Consider the following 20,430-nt stretch of genomic DNA (forward strand, 5'->3'; position numbering starts at 1 on the left):
CGCGCCTTTGAGAAGACCGTGAATTGCGTCAGCCAAGCGACGTCTCGATGAGCTGAACCTCGGCCTCCTGGCAGATCTTGCGCACGGACGGGATGTCGCAGCGATCAGTGATGAAGGTGTTGACCTGCGACAGATGGCCGATACGCACAGGCGCCGTGCGTTCGAACTTGGTCTGGTCGGAAACCAGAATGACGTGCCTGGCATTGGCGATGATCGCTTGCGCCACCTTCACCTCGCGGAAATCAAAATCGAGCAGCGCCCCATCATGATCGATAGCCGAGGCGCCGATGACAGCGTAGTCGACCTTGAACTGCCTAATGAAATCGACCGCCGCCTCGCCGACAACACCCCCGTCGGAGCCGCGCACCACTCCGCCCGCAATCACCACCTCGATCGAGGGATAGACGCGCATCCTATTGGCAACATTGATGTTATTGGTGATGACCATCAGGCCGTCATGATCGAGTAGCGCCTTGCTGACTGCCTCTGTTGTGGTGCCGATGTTGATGAACAGCGAGGCGTTGTCGGGAATCAACCTGGCCGCCGCGCGGCCTATCGCTTCCTTCTCGTCGGCCGCGATCTTGCGCCTGGCTTCATACTCCATGTTCTCGATACCAGACGGGAACAATGCCCCCCCATGGACGCGCGAAAGCAGCCGCTGGTCGCACAAATCGTTGAGGTCCTTGCGTATGGTCTGCGGCGTCACGTTGAAATGCGTAGCCAGGTCATCAACCAGCACGCGGCCGTTGTCCTTGGCCATCTGGATGATCTCGGCATGGCGCGGCGACAGATACATAAGGCAAGCTCCCGTTTTCGTTTTTCTTGCTTATAATAGAAAACGAAACCGATGAAAAGGTGCAAGCCGGCTAACGAAATCTGATGATTGTACGGGTGAACCCTCCGCGCGACCTTCATGCCGTCTTTTCAGGCCGTGGCACGCGCAATTTCGGTAATGGCGGTGAAAGCGGCATCGACGTCTCCCGCCGTCGCGTCGAACTGGCCGACCTGGAAGCGGATCGCCACCTTCCCATCGACCTTCGTTTGCGTCAGGTAGATGCGGCCATCATCGTTGATCGCGTTGACGAGCCGCAGATTGTGCTCGTCGGCATCGGCGGCCGAGGCAGCCTTGTGCCGGAACGAAAACAGCGACAGCATCGGCTCGGTGACGATCTCGAAATCCACCTCCCTTGCCAGCCGTGCGGCAAGGCCCTCGCTCCAGGCGACATGGTTGCGAATCATGGTTCGCAGGTTTTCCAGTCCATGCGCGCGCAACAGAAACCAAAGCTTCAGCGCCCGGAAGCGCCGACCAAGCGGCACCGACCATTCGGAATAGTTGATGATGCCGTCGCGGCCGTGTGTCTTGAGGAATTCGGGCTTGATGGCCAGCGTGCGAACGAGGTCCTCGGGCCGGCGAATGAACTGCATCGAGCAGTCGAATTGCGCGCCCAGCCATTTGTGGGGGTTGAAGACGATGGAATCCGCCAGCTCGGCGCCAGCCCAAAAATGCCGGTACTCCGGACAGATCATCGCCGACCCGGCCCAGGCGGCATCGACATGCAGGTAGAGCCCATGCCGACCGGCGACCGCCGCAACGGCTGCAATATCGTCCGTGCCCCCGGTGCTGGTGCCGCCGACGCTGGCGATGATGCCGGCGGGCAACATGCCGGCCGCGCGGTCGGCGACGATTGCCGCCTCGAGTGCGGTCGCATCCATGGCGCGAAAACGGCCGGCGACCGGAATGCGCACGAGATTGTCCTCGCCTATGCCTGACACCCAGATCGCCCGATCGATCGAAGTGTGCACCTGGTCGGAGGAATAGATGCGCAACCGCCCCTGCCCGGCCAATCCTTTTTTGTTGCCTTGCCAGTCCAGCGCCCGCTCGCGCATGGTCAATACCGCGTTGAGTGTCGCCGACGAGGCCGAATCCTGGATAACGCCGGAGAATCCTTCCGGCAGGCCGAGCGCCTGGCGCATCCAGTCGACGGTCCGCATTTCAAGCTCGGTCGCCGCCGGCGAGGTCTGCCAGAGCATGCATTGCGCTGCCATCGCCGACACCAGATATTCAGCCACCACCGAGACCGGCGCCGCGTTGGCCGGGAAATAGGCGAAGAAGCGCGGGTGCTGCCAATGCGTCATCCCCGGCACGATCTTCTCTTGGAAATCGGCGAAAATCCTGTCCATCGACTCCGCGTCTTCGGGCGGCGACGCCTCGATGCTCCTGTAAATGTCGCCCGGCTCGATCAGCGGCCGCACCGGCCGCTCACGCAAATTGTTGCGGTAGTCGGCGCCCCAATCGGCGGCGCGTTGCGACCATTGCCGGAAATCGTCATTGTTCATCTTGTCCTCCCGACATGATCATTCGCTGCCGGTGGTAGCCCCCCGGCTCCTCAAGATCGGATATTAGTCACCACGTGAAACATTTGAAGTCGCCGACGGGCGGCGAGATTTGCGGACTAGCCAGGAAAATCCGGCAGGCTGGCGAAGGCCGTCTTCAGCGCATTCGACCATCCATCGGAGATCGTGCGGTAATACTGGTCGTCCTGGCCGATCCGCTTTTTAAGGCCGACCTGAAAGGCGTCCTGCTCCAGGAAAAGCAGATCGAGCGGCAGGCCGACCGACAGGTTCGACTTCAGCGTCGAATCGAACGACACCAGAAGCAGTTTCACCGTCTCGGCCAGGCTCATCGTCTTTTCGTAGGCGCGAATGATGATCGGCTTGCCGTACTTGGTCTCTCCGATCTGGAAGAACGGCGTGTCCTCGGTCGACTCGATGAAATTGCCTTCGGGGTAGATCATGAACAGGCGTGGCGGGCTGCCCTTGATCTGCCCGCCGAGGATGAAGGAGGCATTGAAATAGGAATCTGCCTTCTCGCCGGCGGGCGACGATTGCGCGATCACTTCCTTCACCGTGTCGCCGAGCAGCCGCACCGTCTGATACATGGATGGCGTCTCGAGCAGCTTCTCATGGCGGTCGGTCACCGCCTTGGTGCGTTCGTCGAGCAGGCTGACCACGGCCTGTGTGGTCGCCAGGTTGCCGGCCGACATCAGCACGATGACGCGCTCGCCCGGCTGTTCCCAGACATGCATCTTCTTGAAGGTCGAGATCGAATCCATGCCGGCATTGGTACGCGTGTCCGACATGAACACGAGTCCGCGATCGATCTTGAGGCCGACGCAATAGGTCATGGAATCTCTTAAGGCGGTAATCCCTGGGGGATTACTGCTCTACCGTGACGGTGACCGCAAGCAGTTCTTCCGCCTGTCCCAGTCGAATTCCCGACACCGGCGAAGCGTCACGGTAGTCGCGACCGGTGGCCACCTTCACATAACGTTCGTCGGGAGAAATACCGTTGGCGGGATCGAAGGCAACCCAGCCGAGGCCCGCGACATGCGCTTCGGCCCACGCGTGGCTTGCCGCCTGCTCCACCGCATCCATCATCAGATAGCCGCTGACATAGCGGGCCGGAAATCCCATGGCGCGCGCGGCGGCGGCAAAGATGTGGCTATGGTCCTGGCAGACTCCGGTTTTCAGTACCAAAGCTTCCTCGGCCGAGGTCGTCGCATTGGTTGTTCCCGGCGTGTAGGCGACGCGCTCGCCAATGGCGGCCATCAGCCGGTGCAGCCTGTCAAGGTCGGTGCCCTTGCCGACTGCCTCGGTAAGATCACGGATGCCGCCGCCTATGGTGGTCAAAGCGGTCTCCTGCGCGAACAACCAGAGTGGCGCGAAGCCTTGATGAGGCCCGCAAACACCCGATGTATCGCGCGTCACCACCTCGCCCGACGCTTCGACAGTGATGAAGTCGTGGTCACCCTCGACGCTCAACAGCCTGTTGTCGTTGCCGTAATGGTCGGTAAATCGCACTTCCTCGCGCGCACCCTCGACCTTCAGCGCCCAGGACAGCACGGTCTGAGTCGGCCCGCTCACCGGAAGCAGCCGCAGCCTCTGGAGCAAATACTGCACCGGTGCATCGTAGCGGTATTCGGTCCGGTGCGTGATTTTCAGCCGCATGGCCATCTTCCGTTCGCGTGCACGATCTCTAGCGAAAAACGATATCCACTTCCCGGCATCATGCTCAATTAAACCTGTAATCCTGCGCGATCTCGTCGCCGAGCTTGGTGTTGTCGCGAATGAACCCTGCCAGGAACTCGTGCAGTCCGGCGTCGAATATGTCCTTGATCGATCCTGCTTGCAGCATTGCCTGCGTCTTTTCCGCCGTCGCATGGCAGGCATGGCGCTTGCCATAGTCGTCACCCAGGAACTTCAGATGCTCTGCCAGGAAGCGATAGCAGAAGGTCAGCGATCGCGGCATGCGGACGTTGAGGATCAGGTAGTCGGCGATGTTGGTCGGCTTGTAGTCGGCATCATAAACCCAGCGATACGAGCGATGCGCCGACACCGAGCGCAGGATCGATTCCCACTGGTAGTTGTCGAGCGTCGAGCCGACCCAGGAGATCGACGGCAACAGCACGTAGTATTTCACGTCGAGGATGCGCGCGGTGTTGTCGGCGCGCTCGACATAGGTGCCGAGCTGCGAGAAATCGAAGATCTCGTTGCGCAGCATGGTGCCGTAAAACGAGCCGCGGATCAGCGCGGTCTCGCGCTTGATCGCGTCGAGCACGTTGGGCAGGTCGCGCTCGTCGATCGGCCGCGCCAGCATCCGTTTCAGCGCCATCCAGGCTTCGTTGATGCTCTCCCACGTCTCGCGCGTCAGCGCGGTGCGCACCATGCGCGCATTGTTGCGGGCGGTCTCGATCGACGACATCGTGCTCGATGGGTTCGACGTGTCGCGCAAGAGGAAATCAGAGACATTGGCCGCGGTATAGTCCGGGTATTTCTGCTTGAAGGTGATGTCGGAGCCGGCGCTGAGCAGCACCGAATTCCACTCCTCCGACGCGCTCTGGGTGCGGGTGAGCGCCATGCGCAACCCGGCGTCGACCAGCCGCGCCATGTTTTCCGCCCGCTCGATATAGCGGTTCATCCAGTAGAGCCCGTTCGCGGTGCGGCCGAGAAGCATGTGAGGCCCTTCGGGCTAGTGAATAAGAAATAGTGAATAGGAAGTAGAAAGCGATTGAATCCCAATGGAATGTGGCATTTATTTCCCTCTGCTTCACTACTGACTACTGACTACCGACTACTGACTACTGACTCAGCTCAATCATCCAGTACCCAGGTATCTTTCGTCCCGCCGCCCTGGGATGAGTTCACCACCAGTGAGCCTTCCTTCAGCGCGACGCGCGTCAGCCCGCCGGGCACGATCTGGATGCGATCCGAGACGAGTACGTAGGGCCTGAGATCGACGTGGCGCGGCGCCAGCCCCTTTTCAGTCAGGATCGGACAGGTCGAGAGCGCGAGCGTCGGCTGGGCGATGTAATTAGACGGTTTGGCCTGCAGCTTCTTGGCGAAATCCTGACATTCCATCTTGGTCGCCGCCGGGCCGACCAGCATGCCGTAGCCGCCGGAACCATGCACTTCCTTGATGACCAGTTCGTGGATGTGCTCGAGCACATATTTCAGGCTGTCCGGCTCCGAACAGCGCCAGGTCGGGATATTGCCGAGGATCGCCTTGCGGCCGGTGTAGAACTCGACGATCTCCGGCATATACGAATAGATCGCCTTGTCGTCGGCTATACCCGTGCCAGGCGCATTGGCGATGGTGATATTGCCGGCTCGGTAGACGTCCATGATGCCGGGTATGCCAAGCGCTGAATCCGGCCTGAAGGTCAGCGGATCGAGGAAAGAATCGTCGACGCGGCGGTAAAGCACGTCGATCTGCTTGTAGCCTTCAGTGGTGCGCATCGCGACATGGCCGTCGACGACGCGCAGGTCCTGGCCCTCCACAAGCTGCACACCCATCTGGTCGGCAAGGAAAGCGTGTTCGAAATAGGCGGAATTGAAACTGCCCGGCGTCAGCACCGCGATGGTCGGGGCACCCTTGGTGTTCTGCGGCCGCACGGCCGCCAGCGACTGGCGCAGCAGCTGCGGGTAGTTCTCCACTGGCCGCACCTTAATCTTCTGGAACAGCTCGGGGAACAGCTGCATCATCGTTTCACGGTTCTCCAGCATGTAGGAGACACCGGACGGCGTGCGCGCATTGTCTTCCAGAACGTAGAACTCGTCCTCGCTGATGCGAACGATGTCGACGCCGATAATGTGGGTATAGACGCCGGCCGGCGGCCGCACGCCGATCATCTCCGGGAGGAAGGCCTCGTTCCTGGCGATGAGATCCCTTGGAACGCGGCCGGCGCGCAGGATTTCCTGGCGATGGTAGATGTCGTCGAGGAAGGCGTTCAGCGCCTGTACGCGCTGCTCGATGCCTTGCGTCAGGCGCCGCCACTCATTGCCGGAAATGATGCGAGGGACGATGTCGAACGGGATCAGCCGTTCGGAGGCTTCCTGTTCGCCATAGACGGCGAAGGTAATGCCCGTCTTGCGAAAAACGCGCTCGGCGTCCTGCATCTTCTCGGTAAGCCGGGCTGGATCCTGCTCCTTCAGCCAGTGATCGTAAGCCGAATACGGTCTTCTCAATCCGGAGACTTCCGGAAGCATTTCATCGAACGCTGCCAATCGCATACTCCCCTGTGAGGCCATTTCACTGGCGTCGTGGGAGAAAATCAAGCGCAATCGGTGATTTGGGGGAAGCGGACGATCAGTATGTTGCGGCTGCCTAAAATTAAGGCAGCCCAAATACAGGCTTGATCAGCCTTTGCCTCGTGGCCGGGCAACTGCCTCGCACTGTTAGAAAGCGCGGAAGGTGACGACGGTGAACGTGTCCTTGATGCCGGGGAGAATCTGCACCTTCTCGTTGACGAAATGGCCGACGTCTTCTTCGTCGTCGACATAGAATTTGGCGAGCAGATCGTAGTTGCCGGCGGTGGAGTAGATTTCCGAGGCGATCTCGGCGTCGGCAAGCGCGCTGGCAACCTCATAGGATTTGCCCAGCTCGCATTTGATCTGCACGAAAAACGCCTTCATGGCTTCGTCCCGCTAAACTTCCAGGTCAAGCGGCCCTTCTGGCAGACTGGAGGCGGCCTTTCAAGCACTGGAATGCGCACTTAGCCGGCGCGGGCCCTGGCCACCGCCTCTCGCGCGGCTCCGCAACCGGCATGCCGCTCTTGGACAGCCTGCCGCCGATCACTAGCGCCGGCGTGCCCTGCAATATCGTTCGTGCATGGCTTCTGCACCGGGGCGGGACGAATATTGGCGGCCGCTGAAACCGTGAAGCGCCCGCGCGCGTATGTTAGGGTGTCTCCTGGAAACTTTTCTGGAGGCGGTTCGAGGGACGGTGGAGACAAGCCATGCGCCGCGGCTTTTTCGCATTCGCGTTCGTTTCGCTCATTTTGGCTTCCCAGGCGCTTGCCGGAGATGCCGAGATCAAGGCTGGTCAGTCCGTCATCGACGGTCAGTTGAAGGCCCTCATCGCCGATAACGGCGCCAAGGCCTACAGCTTTGCCGCCCCGAACGTGAAGCAGATATTCCCGACTGTCGATGCCTTCATGAATATGGTGACTAACGGCTACCCGCCTGTGCGCAAACCCCAGTCCTACGCTTTCGGCAAGGTCGAGCAGACTGGTCCCGGTTCTATCGTCCAGCAGGTACTGATCGTCGGCCCGGACGGCAAGGATTACGAGGCGGTGTACACGCTGCAGCAGCAGCCTGACGGCACATTCCGGATCACCGGTTGCAGCCTGCGGGCGTCGAACTCGCTCAGCACCTGAACGGGTTTACAGCGCCGGGATATCGCCCCCCGCCCAGCCTTCGCTGATCTCGGCCCCGCGCGTCTCGAAGGTGCCGGTTTCGATCGAGGCGCGGATGTGCTGCATCAGCTTCTGGTAGTAGGACAGGTTGTTCCAGGTCAGCAGCATCGCGCCGAGCGCCTCCTGCGAGCGCACCAGATGGTGCAGATAGGCACGCGAATAATCCCCGGCTGCCGGGCAGTCGCTCTCTTCATCGAGAGGGCGCGGATCGTCGGCATGGCGGGCGTTGCGCAGGTTGACCTTGCCGCGCCTCGTATAGGCCAGGCCGTGCCGGCCGGCCCGCGTCGGCATCACGCAATCGAACATGTCGATGCCGCGCGCAACCGATTTGAGGATATCGTCCGGGGTTCCCACGCCCATCAGATAGCGCGGCCTGTTATCTGGCAGTTCGGGACAGGTGATGTCGAGCATGTCGAGCATCACCGCCTGCGGCTCGCCGACGGCCAAGCCGCCGACAGCATAGCCCTTGAGCTCCATCGCGCTCAGCGCCTGTGCCGAGCGCACCCTGAGCGCCGCGTTGTCACCACCCTGCACGATGCCGAACATCGCTTTGCCCGGCTGGTCGCCGAACGCCGTCTTGCAGCGCTCCGCCCAGCGCAGCGACAGTTCCATGGCGCGCTCGATCTCCTTGATCTCGGCCGGCAGCGCGGTGCATTCGTCGAGCTGCATCTGGATGTCGGAATCGAGCAGACCTTGAATTTCGATCGAGCGCTCCGGCGACATCTCGTAAGCCGCACCATCAATGTGCGAACGGAAGGTGACGCCCTTTTCCGTCAGCTTCCTCAGCTTCGACAGGGACATCACTTGAAAACCGCCGCTGTCGGTCAGGATCGGATGCGGCCAGCGGGCGAATTCGTGCAGACCGCCGAGCCGCGCGACGCGCTCGGCCCCGGGCCGCAGCATCAGGTGATAGGTGTTGCCAAGGATAATGTCGGCGCCAACGCCGCGCACCTGGTCCATGTACATGGCCTTGACCGTGCCACCGGTGCCGACCGGCATGAAGGCCGGCGTGCGGATTTCGCCGCGCGGCATGTCGATCAGACCGCGCCGCGCCTTGCCATCGGTCGCCAACACCTTGAAGGTGAAATTCTCAGCCATTGAATTCCTTGTCGAATACCGGAGCATCCGGCGCCTGCTCGTCGAGCGCCATCCGGTATTGGATGCAGCCGCGCATGAATTTTGGCCAGGGCGGCACTGCGATTGACGGCTCGGTCTTTTCCGGCAGCAGGTCCCACAGATCGGGGTGATGCCAGCAGAGATCATGACCTGTGGAATCCCGGTGCGCGCGAATGCCGGCGCGCAGCTTTTTCACTTCCGCGATCAGCCTGTCGCGGTCGAAGGTTTGCAGATCATCGTCCATCGTTCTCCTCCCTGAACAAGAGACTGGCGTCTCCATAGGAATAGAACCTGTAACCGCTCTCGATGGCATGCGCATAGGCGGCACGCATCGTGTCGAGGCCGCTGAAAGCCGAGACCAGCATGAACAGCGTCGAGCGCGGCAGATGGAAGTTGGTCATCAGCATGTCGGCCGTGCGAAAGCGGTAGCCGGGCGTGATGAAAATGTCGGTCGGTCCGGACCATGGCGCCAAGGTGCCGTCTTCACGCGACGCACTCTCGAGCAGGCGCAGCGAGGTCGTGCCGACGGCAACAATGCGCCCGCCCCTCGCCTTTACGGCGTTGAGCGCATCGGCGGTCGCCTGGCTGACCGAGCCGATCTCGGCATGCATCTTGTGGTCCGCGGTATCGTCCGCCTTGACCGGGAGGAACGTACCGGCGCCCACATGCAAAGTGACGAAGCGGCGTTCGACGCCTTTGGCGTCCAGCGCCGCGAAAAGCGCCGGCGTGAAGTGCAGGCCCGCGGTGGGCGCCGCTACCGCACCTTCTTCCCGGGCATAGATGGTCTGGTAGTCGGCACGGTCGCGCTCGTCGTCATCGCGCTTCGAGGCGATGTAGGGCGGCAGCGGAATGTGGCCGACCGCGTGCAGCGCCTCGTCGAGGAAAGGACCGGATAGATCAAAGCCGAGCAGCGCTTCGCCGCCCTCGCCTTTTTCAATCACGGTGGCGTCGAGCTGGCCGAGGAAACAGGAATTGCCGTCATGGCCGAAATGGATGCGGTCGCCGGCGGCAATGCGCTTGCCCGGCCGCATGAAGGCCAGCCAGCGGTCCGGCGCCATGCGCATGTGCAGCGTGGCCTCGACCTGTGACTGTGCTTCGCCGCGCCGCCTGATGCCTTTCAACTGCGCCGGAATGACCTTGGTGTCGTTGAAGACCAGCACGTCGCCGCCGCGGAGCAAGGATGGCAGGCAGCCGACCGTCGTGTCCTCCAGCCCCTTGCCTGGCTTGACCACCAGCATTTTGGCGCTGTCGCGCGGATCTGCCGGGCGAAGCGCGATGCGCTCCTCCGGCAAGTCGAAGTCAAAGATGTCGACGCGCATCGGGACTCAAAACAGCCGAACGAGCAGCGCTCCGGCCAGCAGAAGCACCGCGCCGGCGACGCGGCCGAGCGAGATTTCACGCACGGCGACGCCAAGGAAGCCGACGCGGTCGATGAGCATACCTGCGAGCAACTGGCCGGCCACCAGGAACGCCATCAGGGCGGCGGCACCAATGCGCGGCGTCAGGATCGTCGACAGCGTGACGTAGAAGCCGCCGAGCATGCCGCCGGCGACAAACAGCCAGGGCGCCGGCGCCTTCCAGTCGAGCGAGATGCCTTGCAGCTTCGCCACGGTGACAGAGATGATGCCAAGCACGACCGCGCCCGACAGGAACGAAAACGCGGCTGCAGCTACGGGGAGACCCAGGCCGCGCGCAAGCTGCGAATTGATCGGCGCCTGGATGGCAATGAAGGCGCCGGACAGGATGCCGAGAAGCGACCAGACGACGCCCATCATTGTCGTTTGTCCTTACTTGACGTCGGCCGCGACCTTTAGCGACACGATCTTGTCGGGATCCTGCACCGGCTCGCCGCGCTTGATCTTGTCGACATTGTCCATGCCCTCGATGACCTGGCCCCAGACCGTGTACTGGCGGTTGAGGAACGCGGCGTCGTCGAAGCAGATGAAGAACTGCGAATTGGCCGAGTTCGGGTTCTGCGAACGAGCCATAGAGCAGGTGCCGCGGCCGTGGTTCGCGTTGGAGAACTCGGCCTTCAGGTCAGGCTTTTCCGAGCCGCCCATGCCGGCGCGAGACGGCGCGAAGCTGGGCTTGCTGGAATTGCCGAATTTCACGTCGCCGGTCTGCGCCATGAAGCCTTCGATGACACGATGGAAGACGACGCCGTCATAGGCGCCTTCACGCGCCAGTTCCTTGATGCGGGCGACATGGCCGGGAGCCAAATCGGGAAACAGTTCGATGACGACCTTGCCCTTGGTCGTTTCCATGATGAGCGCGTTCTCGCGGTCCTTGATCTCAGCCATGTCAGATATCCTTTTGTAAAAATGAAATTATTTGTCGGCGGCGATGCGCACTTTGATCATCCGGTCGGGATCGGTGACCGTGCCATTGTCCGCCTCGTCGCCCTTCTTGATCTTGTCCACCAGGTCCATGCCGCTGACGACATTGCCGACGATCGTATACTGGCCATCGAGCGGCGGCGCCGGTCCGAACATGATGAAGAACTGCGAATTGGCGGAGTTCGGATCCTGCGAACGGGCCATGCCGACCACGCCGCGCTTGTAATGCTCGGCCTGCGAGAACTCGGCAGGCAGGTCGGGCAGGTCGGAGCCGCCGGTGCCGACGGCCTGGGCATTGAAGCCCTTGTTCATGTTGCCGAACTTGACGTCGCCGGTCTGCGCCATGAAACCATCGATGACACGGTGGAATGCGACATTGTCGTAGGCATGGTCACGCACCAGCTTCTTGATCTGCGCGACATGCTTGGGCGCCAGATCGGGTCGCAGCGCGATCGTCACGTCGCCATCTTTCAGCGTGATGATCATCGTGTTTTCCGGATCTGCTGCATAGGCCGAGACCGATGCGGTCACGAGACCGGCGAGCACAACAAAGAATGAGGCGAGCCTTCTGAGCTGCATGAGGGTTCTCCGAGCTTATTTCGCGAATTTTGCGGTGAGCGCGCCGGCCACGGCCGCCGGCACGAAGGGGCGGATGTCGCCACCCATCGAGGCTATCTGGCGCACAAGTGTGGCGGTAATGGTGCGCACCGACGGGCTGGCGGGCAGGAAAACCGTCTGCAGCTCAGGCGCCATGGTTTCGTTCATGCCAGCCATTTGCATTTCGTAGTCGAGGTCGGTGCCGTCGCGCAGACCGCGGATCATGATCGAGGCGCCTTCTCTCCTGGCCGCATCGATCACCAGGCCATCGAAGGCAACCACCTTGATGCGGGCGCCGTCGCGGCCGAATTCGGCTTTCGCGGCGGCTTCGATCAACTGCACCCGATCTTCGAACGAAAACAGCGGCTTCTTGCCCGGATGAATGCCGATCGCGGCATAAACAATGTCGGCAACCGCCAGCGACGCTTTCAGCACATCGAGATGGCCGTTGGTCAGCGGGTCGAAGGAGCCGGCATAAAGGGCGATGCGTTCGGTCATGGCGGAGCTTCTAGCGAGCCTCTATCACAAAGGCAAATCCGATTGGCAGGCGGCCCATGAACCTTTTCGGCACATGAACGACAGATGAACACGCTGATCACGAAGCCTTCACGCAGCGTTCACTAGGCTGCACCCTTAATAAGATGAAACCAAAGTCCCATATCTCCGTTGTAAGGCGCAGGAGAACACGCACATGCTGATCTACATGCTCGCCACCGCAATGACCGTCGCCATGCTGATCGCCACGCTATTCGGGCTGCATCAGGAAGCACAGCGCATCCGCGTCAAGGCCACCACCAAACGCTTCGAAGGCTTTGGCCTGCGCAAGCCGTATCGCCACTATTAAGACAGTCCGCACTTGCTGCCGCGCCGGCCGACAGGCCGGCGTTGCTATGTCAAATCTGCTCCAGGACTATTCGGCGTTATCCGGACCGCTGTCAGTCGAATCCGACCCCGCGCCACCCTCGACGGCCTCTTCCACTTCCTCGTCCGATTGCGGCTCCGAAATCCGCTCGACCGAAACCACCTTTTCACCTTCAGCCGTATTGAAGATCGTCACGCCCTTGGTGGCGCGGCTGGCGAAACGGATGCCGTTGACAGGTACCCGGATGACGGTGCCGCCATCCGACACCAGCATGATCTGATCGTCATTTCCGACCGGGAAGGTCGCCACCAGCTGGCCGATCTCGGCCGCCTTCGACACGTCGGTGGCGCGGATGCCCTTGCCGCCGCGGCCGGTCAGGCGGAAATCGTAGGACGATGAGCGCTTGCCGTATCCAAATTCGGTCACCGTCAGCACGTACTGCTCATGCGCCTTGAGAAATTCGTAGCGGTCGTCTGGAAGCTCGGTCTCCTCGCCGATCTCCTCATTGGTGAGCGCGATCTCTTCTTCCTCTCCGACCGTCTCGGCGGCAAACCGCCGCTCCAACGCCGCCCGCTTGAGGTAAGCAGCGCGTTCCGCCGGTGAAGCATTGACATGCTCGATCACCGACATGGAGATGATGCGGTCGGTTTCAGCCATGGTTATGCCGCGAACGCCGACCGAATTGCGGCTCTGGAAGACGCGCACGTCGCCGACGGAGAAGCGAATGCACTGACCCGAATTCGCCGTCAGAAGCACGTCGTCATTGTCGGTGCAGGTCTCGACGCCGAGAATTTCGTCGCCCTCCTCCTCCAGCTTCATGGCGATCTTGCCGTTGCGATTGACCTGGACGAAGTCGGACAATTTGTTTCGGCGCACGGTGCCGCGCGTCGTGGCGAACATCACGTCGAGATCGCCCCAGCTGGTCTCGTCCTCGGGCAGCGGCATGATGGTGGTGATGCGCTCGCCCTGCTCCAGCGGCAGCATGTTGATCAGGGCCTTGCCGCGTGACTGCGGGTTGCCGATCGGCAGCCGCCACACCTTTTCCTTGTAGACAATGCCGCGCGAGGAGAAGAACAGCACCGGCGTGTGTGTGTTGGCCACGAACAGCCGGGTGACGAAATCCTCTTCCTTGGTCGACATGCCGGAGCGGCCCTTGCCGCCGCGGCGCTGCGCTCGATAGAGCGACAGCGGCACGCGCTTGATGTAGCCGGAATGGCTCACCGTCACGACCATGTCCTCGCGCTGGATCAGATCCTCGTCTTCCATGTCCGCGCCGCCGTCGGTGAGCTCGGTGCGGCGTGGCGTGCCGAACTCGTCGCGCACGGCGGCGAGTTCGTCCTTGACGATCTGCTGAATACGCGCCCGCGACGACAGGATGTCGAGGTAGTCCTTGATCTCGTCGCCGATCGTATTCAACTCATCGGCGATTTCGTCGCGGCCAAGCGCGGTCAGGCGCTGCAGGCGCAGTTCGAGGATGGCGCGAGCCTGTTCCTCGGACAGATTGTAGGTGCCGTCCTCGTTGATACGGTGGCGCGGATCGTCGATGAGGAGGATCAGCGATTCAACGTCGCCCGAGGGCCAGCGCCGCTCCATCAATTGCTCGCGCGCCGTCTGCGGGTCCGGCGCGGTGCGGATCAGCTTGATGACCTCGTCGATGTTGGCGACGGCGATGGCAAGGCCAACCAGCACATGGGCACGGTCCCGCGCCTTGCGCAGCAGGAACTTCGTCCGCCGGCTGATCACCTCCTCGCGGAAGGTGACGAACGCCTTCAGCATGTCGGTCAGGTTCAGCAGCTCCGGTTTGCCGCCGTTCAGAGCCACCATGTTGGCGCCGAAGGAGCTCTGCAGCGGCGTGAACCGGTAGAGCTGGTTGAGGACGACGTCGGCAACGGCGTCACGCTTGAGTTCGATGACGACGCGATAACCCTGACGGTCGCTTTCGTCGCGTATATCGGAAATGCCCTCGACGCGCTTGTCGCGCACCAGTTCGGCCATCTTCTCGATCATCGAGGCCTTGTTCACCTGGTAGGGAACCTCGGTGATGATGATCGACTCGCGGTCATTGCCGCGCTGCTCTATGTTGACCTTGCCGCGCATGACGATGGAGCCGCGGCCGGTGGAATAGGCGCTGTAGATGCCGGAGCGGCCAAGCACAATACCGCCGGTCGGGAAATCGGGGCCCGGAATGATTTCCATCAGCGCCGGCAGGTCGATCGCCGGATTGTCAATGACGGCGATGGCGGCGTTGCAGACTTCACCGAGATTGTGCGGCGGAATGTTGGTGGCCATGCCGACGGCAATGCCGCCCGAACCGTTGACCAGCAGATTGGGAAAGCGCGCCGGCAGAACCTTCGGCTCGGTGTCCGAAGCATCATAGGTGTCCTGGAAATCGACGGTATCCTTGTCGATATCCTCCAACAGCTCGTGCGCGACCTTGGTCAGGCGCGATTCGGTGTAGCGCATCGCCGCAGGCGGATCGCCGTCGATCGAACCGAAATTGCCCTGCCCATCGATCAACGGCACGCGCAGCGACCAGTCCTGCGCCATGCGCACCAAGGCGTCATAGATCGAGGCGTCGCCATGCGGATGGTATTTACCCATCACGTCGGCGACGGGGCGCGCCGATTTCACATATTTGCGATTCCAGTGATAGCCGCTCTCATGGGCGGCGTAGAGGATGCGACGGTGCACCGGCTTCAGGCCGTCGCGCACATCGGGCAGCGCACGGCTGACGATCACGCTCATGGCGTAATCGAGATAGGAGCGCTGCATCTCCTCGATAATGGATATCGGCTCGATGCCGCTGGGGCCGCCGTCTGTGCCGCGCGGTGTCTTCTGGTCGGTCAAATCGGATCACAATCTAATCAGGAATCACTCGCTGCTTATATAGGAAGCGAGGCCGAAACTCCAATGTCCGGGGCACTTTTCCAGTGTCAATTTTAGCGGTAATTTCAAATGGATACCACTGATTGCGACGATATGGCCACAACCCTTTCGCCGCCAGCACGGCAAAAGCCGCCAATGGACCGTTTTCCCCAGACGAACGCCGCGCGGCCGATCAATTGGAGGTCGTGGCAACTTTTCAGCGGCTGCCAACGCGCCCGGACCGATACCGGCCCGGCGTTTCACCCATGACGCGTCGAAACCGGCGATTGAAGGTCGACAGATCGTTGAAGCCGGCCTCGAAAGCAATTGTCGAGATGGCATCGTTGGACGTGCGCAATCGCACCGCCGCGCGATGCAACCGGGTCCTGAGCAGGTACTGATAGGGCGTCATGCCGGTGACCTGCCGGAAGGTGCGCAGGAAATGATAGGGACTGGTCGCGGTCTCATCCGCCAACGCTGGAAGCGAGACCGGTCCGTCGGAATCCAGTTCGATCCGCCTCACCGCCTCGGCAACCCTTTTCTGATCGCGGCGGCTTGGATCGCGACTGGCGTGCCTTGCGCCTGAGATTGTCGCCACGGCGGCACCTGCCATGCGCAGGGCGAGTTCCTCGAAGGCGCCTGCGTCGGCAATGTCGCGCGCGGCTTCCGCCTCGGCCAGCAGCGGTGCGATGGCGGGTAACGGCGGCAGGCGTGGCGTCTCGAAGGTCAGCTTCCCAGCGCCCGGTACGTCGGCGACGATCCGGTCCATATAGGCCGGCCCGAAATGGAAGGAGAGGCAACGGTCGCCGCTGCCATGCTCGTGCCCGCATTCGTAGCATGTGCCGGAATTGCCAAGCAGGAGGCTGCCTGGCGCGAGCATTGCGGTGCCTTGCTGTGCGCGATAGCGGAACGTGCCACCGGTGACCGCCGCGACGCAAAAATCTCTATGCACTTCCTCGAACGGCCGATCGCCGGCGCTGGCCGTGCAGATCACATCCGCCACATGCCAGCCAGGTCCGGATGCAAGGGTATTCGCGGTCGCCGTCATGGCTGAAATATAGCAATTTTTCCCAAGCCCATAACCCCGCCGGCACCTATTGCTTGCGGTCTCCTGACAAGAAGAGGCCGCAGCCATGCTCGACCAATCCACATTTGCCGAAGCCTTGCACAGTCCCGGACCGATCGAAGGGCTTGCCGAAAAACTGAACCTTTACGGCCGCTTCGCGGGTGCCTGGACGTTTGACGCCGCGCGCCATCTCGAGGACGGGACGGTGCTGACCGGACGCGGCGAGGTGCATTTCGGCTGGGCGCTGGAAGGCCGCGCCATCCAGGACGTCTGGATCCTGCCCGCGCGTGACGCCGGCCCCTCGCCATCGCTCGGCAAATGGACCTTTTACGGAACAACGCTGCGAGTCTATGACCCCGGAGTCGATGCCTGGCACATCTTCTGGAGCGACCCGCGCAACCAGTATTTCAGCCGCCAGCTCGGCCGCGCCGATGGCGACACGATCGTGCAGGTCGGCGCCGACGGCACCGGTTCGTCGGTACGCTGGAGCTTTTCGCGCATCACCGAGAATTCCTTCCGATGGCTCGGCGAGCGCTCGCATGACGGCGCGGACTGGCGCATGGAGGTCGAGTTCCTGGCGCATCGTCAATCTAAAAGATGACATCACAACCCTTTGTATTAAAGGAGAAAACCATGTTCGATCATATCTCGATCGGCGTTCGCGACGTCACCGCCTCCAAACGTTTCTACGATGCCGCGCTGGGGCCCCTCGGCTTCACTTGCGTCAGCCAATCGCCGGGCTCGCTCGGCTATGGTGTCAAGGCTGTCGCGCCCCAGGCTGTCGCGCAATGGGTCAACGAGGCGGCGCGCCCGGTGCCGGCGGACGAGAGATCCGGCCTGCATTTCTGCTTCGCCGCGCCGACACGGGATAGCGTCGTTGCCTTTCATGCCGGGGCGCTGCGCGAAGGCGCCAGCGACAAGGGCGCACCGGGCCTGCGCGCCGATTATGGCGAGAACTATGACGCGGCCTTCGTCGTCGGTCCGGACGGTTATCGCCTGGAGGCCTATTGCGGCGCTGCCGCCTAACCTGCGGTTCTGACTGTTCCCACCGACCGGGGTTTGCTCTACCAGTGTGGGTACGGGCTTGGCCCGGCGGGAGGGGTCAGCAATGCCGAGTTTCGACAGCCTGTTCAATGCCTTCGTCACCATTCTCGTGACCATCGATCCGCCTGGGCTGGCGCCTCTGTTCCTGGCCGTGACGCGCGGCATGAACCGCGAGGAGCGCAGCCAGGTTTCCGTGCGCGCCTCGGTCATCGGTTTTCTGGTGATGGCGCTGTTTGCGGTGGCCGGGGCGTCGATCCTGTCGGTGTTCGGCATCACCCTGCCCGCGTTCCGTGTCGCCGGCGGGTTCCTGCTGTTCTTCATCGCCTTCGAAATGGTGTTCGAGCGCCGGCAGGACCGCAAGGAAAAGATCGGCGACGTCGCCATCACCAAGGACATGATTCACAACATCGCCGCCTTCCCCCTGGCGATCCCGCTGATCGCCGGTCCCGGCGCGATTTCAGCGACGGTGCTGCTCTCCGGCTCGTTTCAGGGTTTTGCGGCGCAGGCGGCCCTGGTCGGCATCATTCTTGTCTGTCTCGTCATAACCTATCTGGTCTTCGTGCTGTCGGAACGCATCGACCGCATCCTCGGCCAGACCGGCCGCTCGATCCTGACCCGCCTGCTCGGGGTTATCCTGGCGGCACTGGCCGTGCAGTTCGTGGCAGATGGCATCAAGGCGCTGATGGCCGGTTGAGCGGTATACCTACGGCCCTATTTCGCCGTCGTATCGACGATCTCGAAATCATGCGTAATCGTGGCTGTCTTGGCCATCATGGCGGAAGCCGAGCAGTATTTGTCGATCGACAGGTCGATCGCGCGTTTCACCTTGTCGGGCGACAACGCACGGCCCTTGATGATGAAATGCATATGGATCCGGGTGAACACTTTCGGGTCGGTCTCGGCGCGGTCGGCGTCGAGTTCGATCACGCAGTCCTCGACCGCCTCGCGGCCCTTTTCGAGGATATGGACGACATCATAAGCCGAGCAGCCGCCGGTGCCGATCAGCACCAGCTCCATCGGGCTCGGTCCCGGCGTCTTGCCTTCCGGGCTTGACGCCGTGCCCAGCACGACCTTGTGACCGCTGCCGGACTCGCCGACGAAGGTGCGCTCCTCGACCCATTTTACCCGTGCCTTCATCGCCAGTCCTCTTTACGTCTCCGATCGCGCCAAGGTCAGTTCAAAACCACCATGCAAAACCCCGAAAGTCCATGCGGACCCTCGGGGCATATCAAGCAAAGGTATTCGCTATTTGGTACGGGTTTCGATCAGAATGGAATTTCGTCGTCCAATTCGCGCGACGAACCACCGCCACCGCCGCCTCTGGGAGCGTTGCCGCCACCGCGGTTGAACCCTTCGTTCGGGCTCGACTGGCCGAAATCGGAACCACGGCTGCTGCCGCCACCGCTGTAGCCGCCAACCTGACCGCCCTCACCCTGGCCACGCGCATCGAGCATCTGCAACTCGCCGCGGAATTTCTGCAGCACGACTTCGGTCGTATATTTGTCGGCACCGGTCTGGTCCTGCCATTTGCGCGTCTGCAGCTGGCCCTCGACATAAACCTTCATACCCTTCTTCAGATACTGCTCGGCCACCTTGGCGATGCCCTCATTGAAGATGACGACGTTATGCCACTCGGTCTTTTCCTTGCGCTCGCCGGAATTCTTGTCGCGCCAGCTTTCCGACGTCGCGATGCGAATGTTGACGACCGGCTCGCCCGAGTTCAGGCGGCGGATTTCAGGGTCAGCGCCGAGATTGCCGACCAGAATGACCTTGTTGACGCTACCCGCCATGATATTTCTCCGCGCTATCCGAAACAAATTTTTGTCGCAGCACCTTACAGGCTACGCACGTCAGCCGCTTGCCAAGGCTGGCTTTTCCCACAACGTTTTTGTTCCCTTTTTGTTCCTATATGCACCGCCCCCGATTGTCAAGGAATGGCAGCAATGCCCGAGCGCTGTATATGGGTCTCAAAACACCGCTTGCCAAATCGATAAGTATCGACTTATGCTTTTGTCATGATCGAAGCAGAGATTTTCCGCGCCTTGGCCGACCCGACACGCCGTGCTGTCTTCGAGCGTCTCGCCACAAGTGAGATGAGCGTGTCGGAATTGCGCAACGGCTTGACGGTGTCGCAGCCGGCGGTGTCGCAGCATCTGGCGGTGCTGCGGGGCGCCGGCCTCGTCGTCGAGCGTCGGGCCGGCCGCAACGCCTACTATCGTGCGGATCCGCGGGGGCTTGCCCCGCTGCTCTCATGGATCGAACGCTACCGTACCTTCTGGCCGGAGCGCATCGAAAGGCTGAAGACGGTTTTGAAGGACATGGATCAATGAAGAGCCAAAGCGAAGTCTCTCCCGATGCGATCGAGTTCGAATACGATCTTGCCGAGCCGCCGGAAAAGGTTTGGCGGGCGCTTACCGTGCCGGAACTGCTCGCCGCCTGGATGATGCCCAACGACATCAGGCCGCAGACCGGCAGCCGCTTTGCCTTCGCCGGTCAAGACGCGGCGATCCAATGCGAGATTCTCGATGCCGAGCCCGAGCGCCTGCTGCGCTATTCCTGGCACGAGAAGTCGGACGATGCCGCGCACCCACTGGACAGCACCGTCACCTTCACACTCGCCCGTACCGTTTCCGGCGGCACCCATCTGCGCATCGTCCATGACGGCTTTGCTGGCAAGGCGATGCCGGCCGTGGCCATGGCGGGGGCCGGCTGCCGGCTTTCGCTGCGCGGGGCCGGAACGCCTATAGCCGCGAACACACCACGCCTTCTGCTGCTGCACGCGGCCTGAAC

At 61.8% G+C, this 20,430-nt stretch carries 25 protein-coding genes; 7 read left to right on the forward strand and 18 right to left on the reverse strand.

Annotation, left to right across the window (positions count from 1 at the left end; all coding sequences use genetic code 11):
• Positions 1-28 precede the first annotated feature (28 nt).
• The 7 genes from AC3CB8_RS20515 to AC3CB8_RS20545 all read right to left on the reverse strand — a co-directional run bounded on the left by AC3CB8_RS20515 (position 29) and on the right by AC3CB8_RS20545 (position 6,972).
• Positions 29-796 (reverse strand): DeoR/GlpR family DNA-binding transcription regulator, encoded by a 768-nt coding sequence (locus tag AC3CB8_RS20515; RefSeq protein ID WP_023773861.1) that lies wholly within the window; start codon positions 794-796, stop codon positions 29-31.
• Positions 797-924: 128 nt separating this feature from the next.
• Complete coding sequence (locus tag AC3CB8_RS20520) at positions 925-2,337, reverse strand: pyridoxal phosphate-dependent decarboxylase family protein (RefSeq protein ID WP_352565326.1); 1,413 nt, start codon at positions 2,335-2,337, stop codon at positions 925-927.
• Between the two features lie 116 nt (positions 2,338-2,453).
• The gene (locus AC3CB8_RS20525) at positions 2,454-3,185 is read right to left on the reverse strand and encodes a proteasome-type protease (RefSeq protein ID WP_023773863.1); all 732 of its coding nucleotides are present in this window, start codon (positions 3,183-3,185) and stop codon (positions 2,454-2,456) included.
• A gap of 31 nt (positions 3,186-3,216) precedes the next feature.
• Complete coding sequence (locus AC3CB8_RS20530) at positions 3,217-4,008, reverse strand: transglutaminase family protein (RefSeq protein ID WP_023773864.1); 792 nt, start codon at positions 4,006-4,008, stop codon at positions 3,217-3,219.
• 64 nt (positions 4,009-4,072) lie between these two features.
• Positions 4,073-5,014, reverse strand: a complete 942-nt coding sequence (locus tag AC3CB8_RS20535) for an alpha-E domain-containing protein (protein ID WP_023773865.1) — start codon at positions 5,012-5,014, stop codon at positions 4,073-4,075.
• Positions 5,015-5,151: 137 nt separating this feature from the next.
• Complete coding sequence (locus AC3CB8_RS20540; RefSeq protein ID WP_023773866.1) at positions 5,152-6,564, reverse strand: circularly permuted type 2 ATP-grasp protein; 1,413 nt, start codon at positions 6,562-6,564, stop codon at positions 5,152-5,154.
• Positions 6,565-6,735: 171 nt separating this feature from the next.
• Positions 6,736-6,972: an Lrp/AsnC family transcriptional regulator gene (locus AC3CB8_RS20545; RefSeq protein WP_010909609.1), complete on the reverse strand. Its 237-nt coding sequence runs from the start codon at positions 6,970-6,972 to the stop codon at positions 6,736-6,738.
• Positions 6,973-7,295: 323 nt separating this feature from the next.
• On the opposite strand from AC3CB8_RS20545, the gene AC3CB8_RS20550 reads away from it, so the two are divergent.
• A complete protein-coding gene (locus AC3CB8_RS20550; protein WP_352565323.1) occupies positions 7,296-7,715 on the forward strand; it encodes a DUF4864 domain-containing protein in 420 nt (139 codons plus the stop codon).
• Between the two features lie 6 nt (positions 7,716-7,721).
• Here AC3CB8_RS20550 and tgt read toward each other — a convergent pair whose 3' ends face one another.
• The 7 genes from tgt to coaD are packed head-to-tail and all read right to left on the reverse strand — an operon-like array spanning position 7,722 to position 12,301.
• Complete coding sequence (gene tgt, locus AC3CB8_RS20555; RefSeq protein WP_352565321.1) at positions 7,722-8,852, reverse strand: tRNA guanosine(34) transglycosylase Tgt; 1,131 nt, start codon at positions 8,850-8,852, stop codon at positions 7,722-7,724.
• The gene (locus AC3CB8_RS20560; protein WP_023773869.1) at positions 8,845-9,114 is read right to left on the reverse strand and encodes a hypothetical protein; all 270 of its coding nucleotides are present in this window, start codon (positions 9,112-9,114) and stop codon (positions 8,845-8,847) included. The genes tgt and AC3CB8_RS20560 overlap by 8 nt, the downstream gene beginning before the upstream one ends.
• Complete coding sequence (gene queA / locus AC3CB8_RS20565; protein ID WP_023795220.1) at positions 9,104-10,189, reverse strand: tRNA preQ1(34) S-adenosylmethionine ribosyltransferase-isomerase QueA; 1,086 nt, start codon at positions 10,187-10,189, stop codon at positions 9,104-9,106. The genes AC3CB8_RS20560 and queA overlap by 11 nt, the downstream gene beginning before the upstream one ends.
• 6 nt (positions 10,190-10,195) lie before the next feature.
• Positions 10,196-10,645: a DMT family transporter gene (locus AC3CB8_RS20570; protein WP_352565319.1), complete on the reverse strand. Its 450-nt coding sequence runs from the start codon at positions 10,643-10,645 to the stop codon at positions 10,196-10,198.
• A 12-nt stretch (positions 10,646-10,657) separates the two neighbouring features.
• Positions 10,658-11,170: a peptidylprolyl isomerase gene (locus AC3CB8_RS20575; RefSeq protein ID WP_015317720.1), complete on the reverse strand. Its 513-nt coding sequence runs from the start codon at positions 11,168-11,170 to the stop codon at positions 10,658-10,660.
• Between the two features lie 27 nt (positions 11,171-11,197).
• Positions 11,198-11,785, reverse strand: coding sequence for a peptidylprolyl isomerase (locus AC3CB8_RS20580; RefSeq protein WP_352565317.1), 588 nt, complete (start codon positions 11,783-11,785; stop codon positions 11,198-11,200).
• A 15-nt stretch (positions 11,786-11,800) separates the two neighbouring features.
• Positions 11,801-12,301: a pantetheine-phosphate adenylyltransferase gene (gene coaD, locus AC3CB8_RS20585; RefSeq protein ID WP_015317718.1), complete on the reverse strand. Its 501-nt coding sequence runs from the start codon at positions 12,299-12,301 to the stop codon at positions 11,801-11,803.
• A gap of 193 nt (positions 12,302-12,494) precedes the next feature.
• On the opposite strand from coaD, the gene AC3CB8_RS20590 reads away from it, so the two are divergent.
• Positions 12,495-12,647 carry a hypothetical protein gene (locus AC3CB8_RS20590; RefSeq protein WP_023783997.1) on the forward strand — a complete coding sequence of 51 codons (153 nt, stop codon included), beginning with the start codon at positions 12,495-12,497 and terminating at the stop codon, positions 12,645-12,647.
• 66 nt (positions 12,648-12,713) lie between these two features.
• Here the strand turns inward: AC3CB8_RS20590 and gyrA are convergent, their stop codons facing one another.
• Together gyrA and AC3CB8_RS20600 are read right to left on the reverse strand one after the other, a co-directional pair.
• Positions 12,714-15,512: a DNA gyrase subunit A gene (gyrA, locus tag AC3CB8_RS20595; protein ID WP_023783996.1), complete on the reverse strand. Its 2,799-nt coding sequence runs from the start codon at positions 15,510-15,512 to the stop codon at positions 12,714-12,716.
• Positions 15,513-15,747: 235 nt separating this feature from the next.
• Entirely contained in the window at positions 15,748-16,578 is an 831-nt protein-coding gene (locus AC3CB8_RS20600) for a helix-turn-helix transcriptional regulator (protein WP_352565314.1), read from the reverse strand.
• Positions 16,579-16,663: 85 nt separating this feature from the next.
• Here AC3CB8_RS20600 and AC3CB8_RS20605 point away from each other — a divergent pair, with 85 nt between their 5' ends.
• The 3 genes from AC3CB8_RS20605 to AC3CB8_RS20615 all read left to right on the forward strand — a co-directional run bounded on the left by AC3CB8_RS20605 (position 16,664) and on the right by AC3CB8_RS20615 (position 18,334).
• Complete coding sequence (locus tag AC3CB8_RS20605) at positions 16,664-17,197, forward strand: hypothetical protein (RefSeq protein ID WP_352565312.1); 534 nt, start codon at positions 16,664-16,666, stop codon at positions 17,195-17,197.
• Positions 17,198-17,229: 32 nt separating this feature from the next.
• Entirely contained in the window at positions 17,230-17,622 is a 393-nt protein-coding gene (locus AC3CB8_RS20610; RefSeq protein WP_352565310.1) for a VOC family protein, read from the forward strand.
• Positions 17,623-17,704: 82 nt separating this feature from the next.
• Complete coding sequence (locus AC3CB8_RS20615; RefSeq protein ID WP_023795226.1) at positions 17,705-18,334, forward strand: MarC family protein; 630 nt, start codon at positions 17,705-17,707, stop codon at positions 18,332-18,334.
• A gap of 17 nt (positions 18,335-18,351) precedes the next feature.
• On the opposite strand, the gene AC3CB8_RS20620 is transcribed toward AC3CB8_RS20615, so the two are convergent.
• Both AC3CB8_RS20620 and AC3CB8_RS20625 read right to left on the reverse strand, forming a co-directional pair.
• A complete protein-coding gene (locus AC3CB8_RS20620) occupies positions 18,352-18,777 on the reverse strand; it encodes an OsmC family protein (protein ID WP_023783993.1) in 426 nt (141 codons plus the stop codon).
• A gap of 128 nt (positions 18,778-18,905) precedes the next feature.
• Positions 18,906-19,430: a single-stranded DNA-binding protein gene (locus tag AC3CB8_RS20625; protein WP_023773877.1), complete on the reverse strand. Its 525-nt coding sequence runs from the start codon at positions 19,428-19,430 to the stop codon at positions 18,906-18,908.
• A gap of 225 nt (positions 19,431-19,655) precedes the next feature.
• Here AC3CB8_RS20625 and AC3CB8_RS20630 point away from each other — a divergent pair, with 225 nt between their 5' ends.
• Both AC3CB8_RS20630 and AC3CB8_RS20635 read left to right on the forward strand, forming a co-directional pair.
• Positions 19,656-19,970 (forward strand): ArsR/SmtB family transcription factor, encoded by a 315-nt coding sequence (locus AC3CB8_RS20630; RefSeq protein ID WP_023773878.1) that lies wholly within the window; start codon positions 19,656-19,658, stop codon positions 19,968-19,970.
• Positions 19,967-20,428, forward strand: coding sequence for an SRPBCC family protein (locus tag AC3CB8_RS20635; protein ID WP_352565308.1), 462 nt, complete (start codon positions 19,967-19,969; stop codon positions 20,426-20,428). The genes AC3CB8_RS20630 and AC3CB8_RS20635 overlap by 4 nt, the downstream gene beginning before the upstream one ends.
• The last annotated feature ends 2 nt before the right edge of the window (positions 20,429-20,430 follow it).

It is taken from the genome of Mesorhizobium sp. P160927, assembly GCF_057766385.1.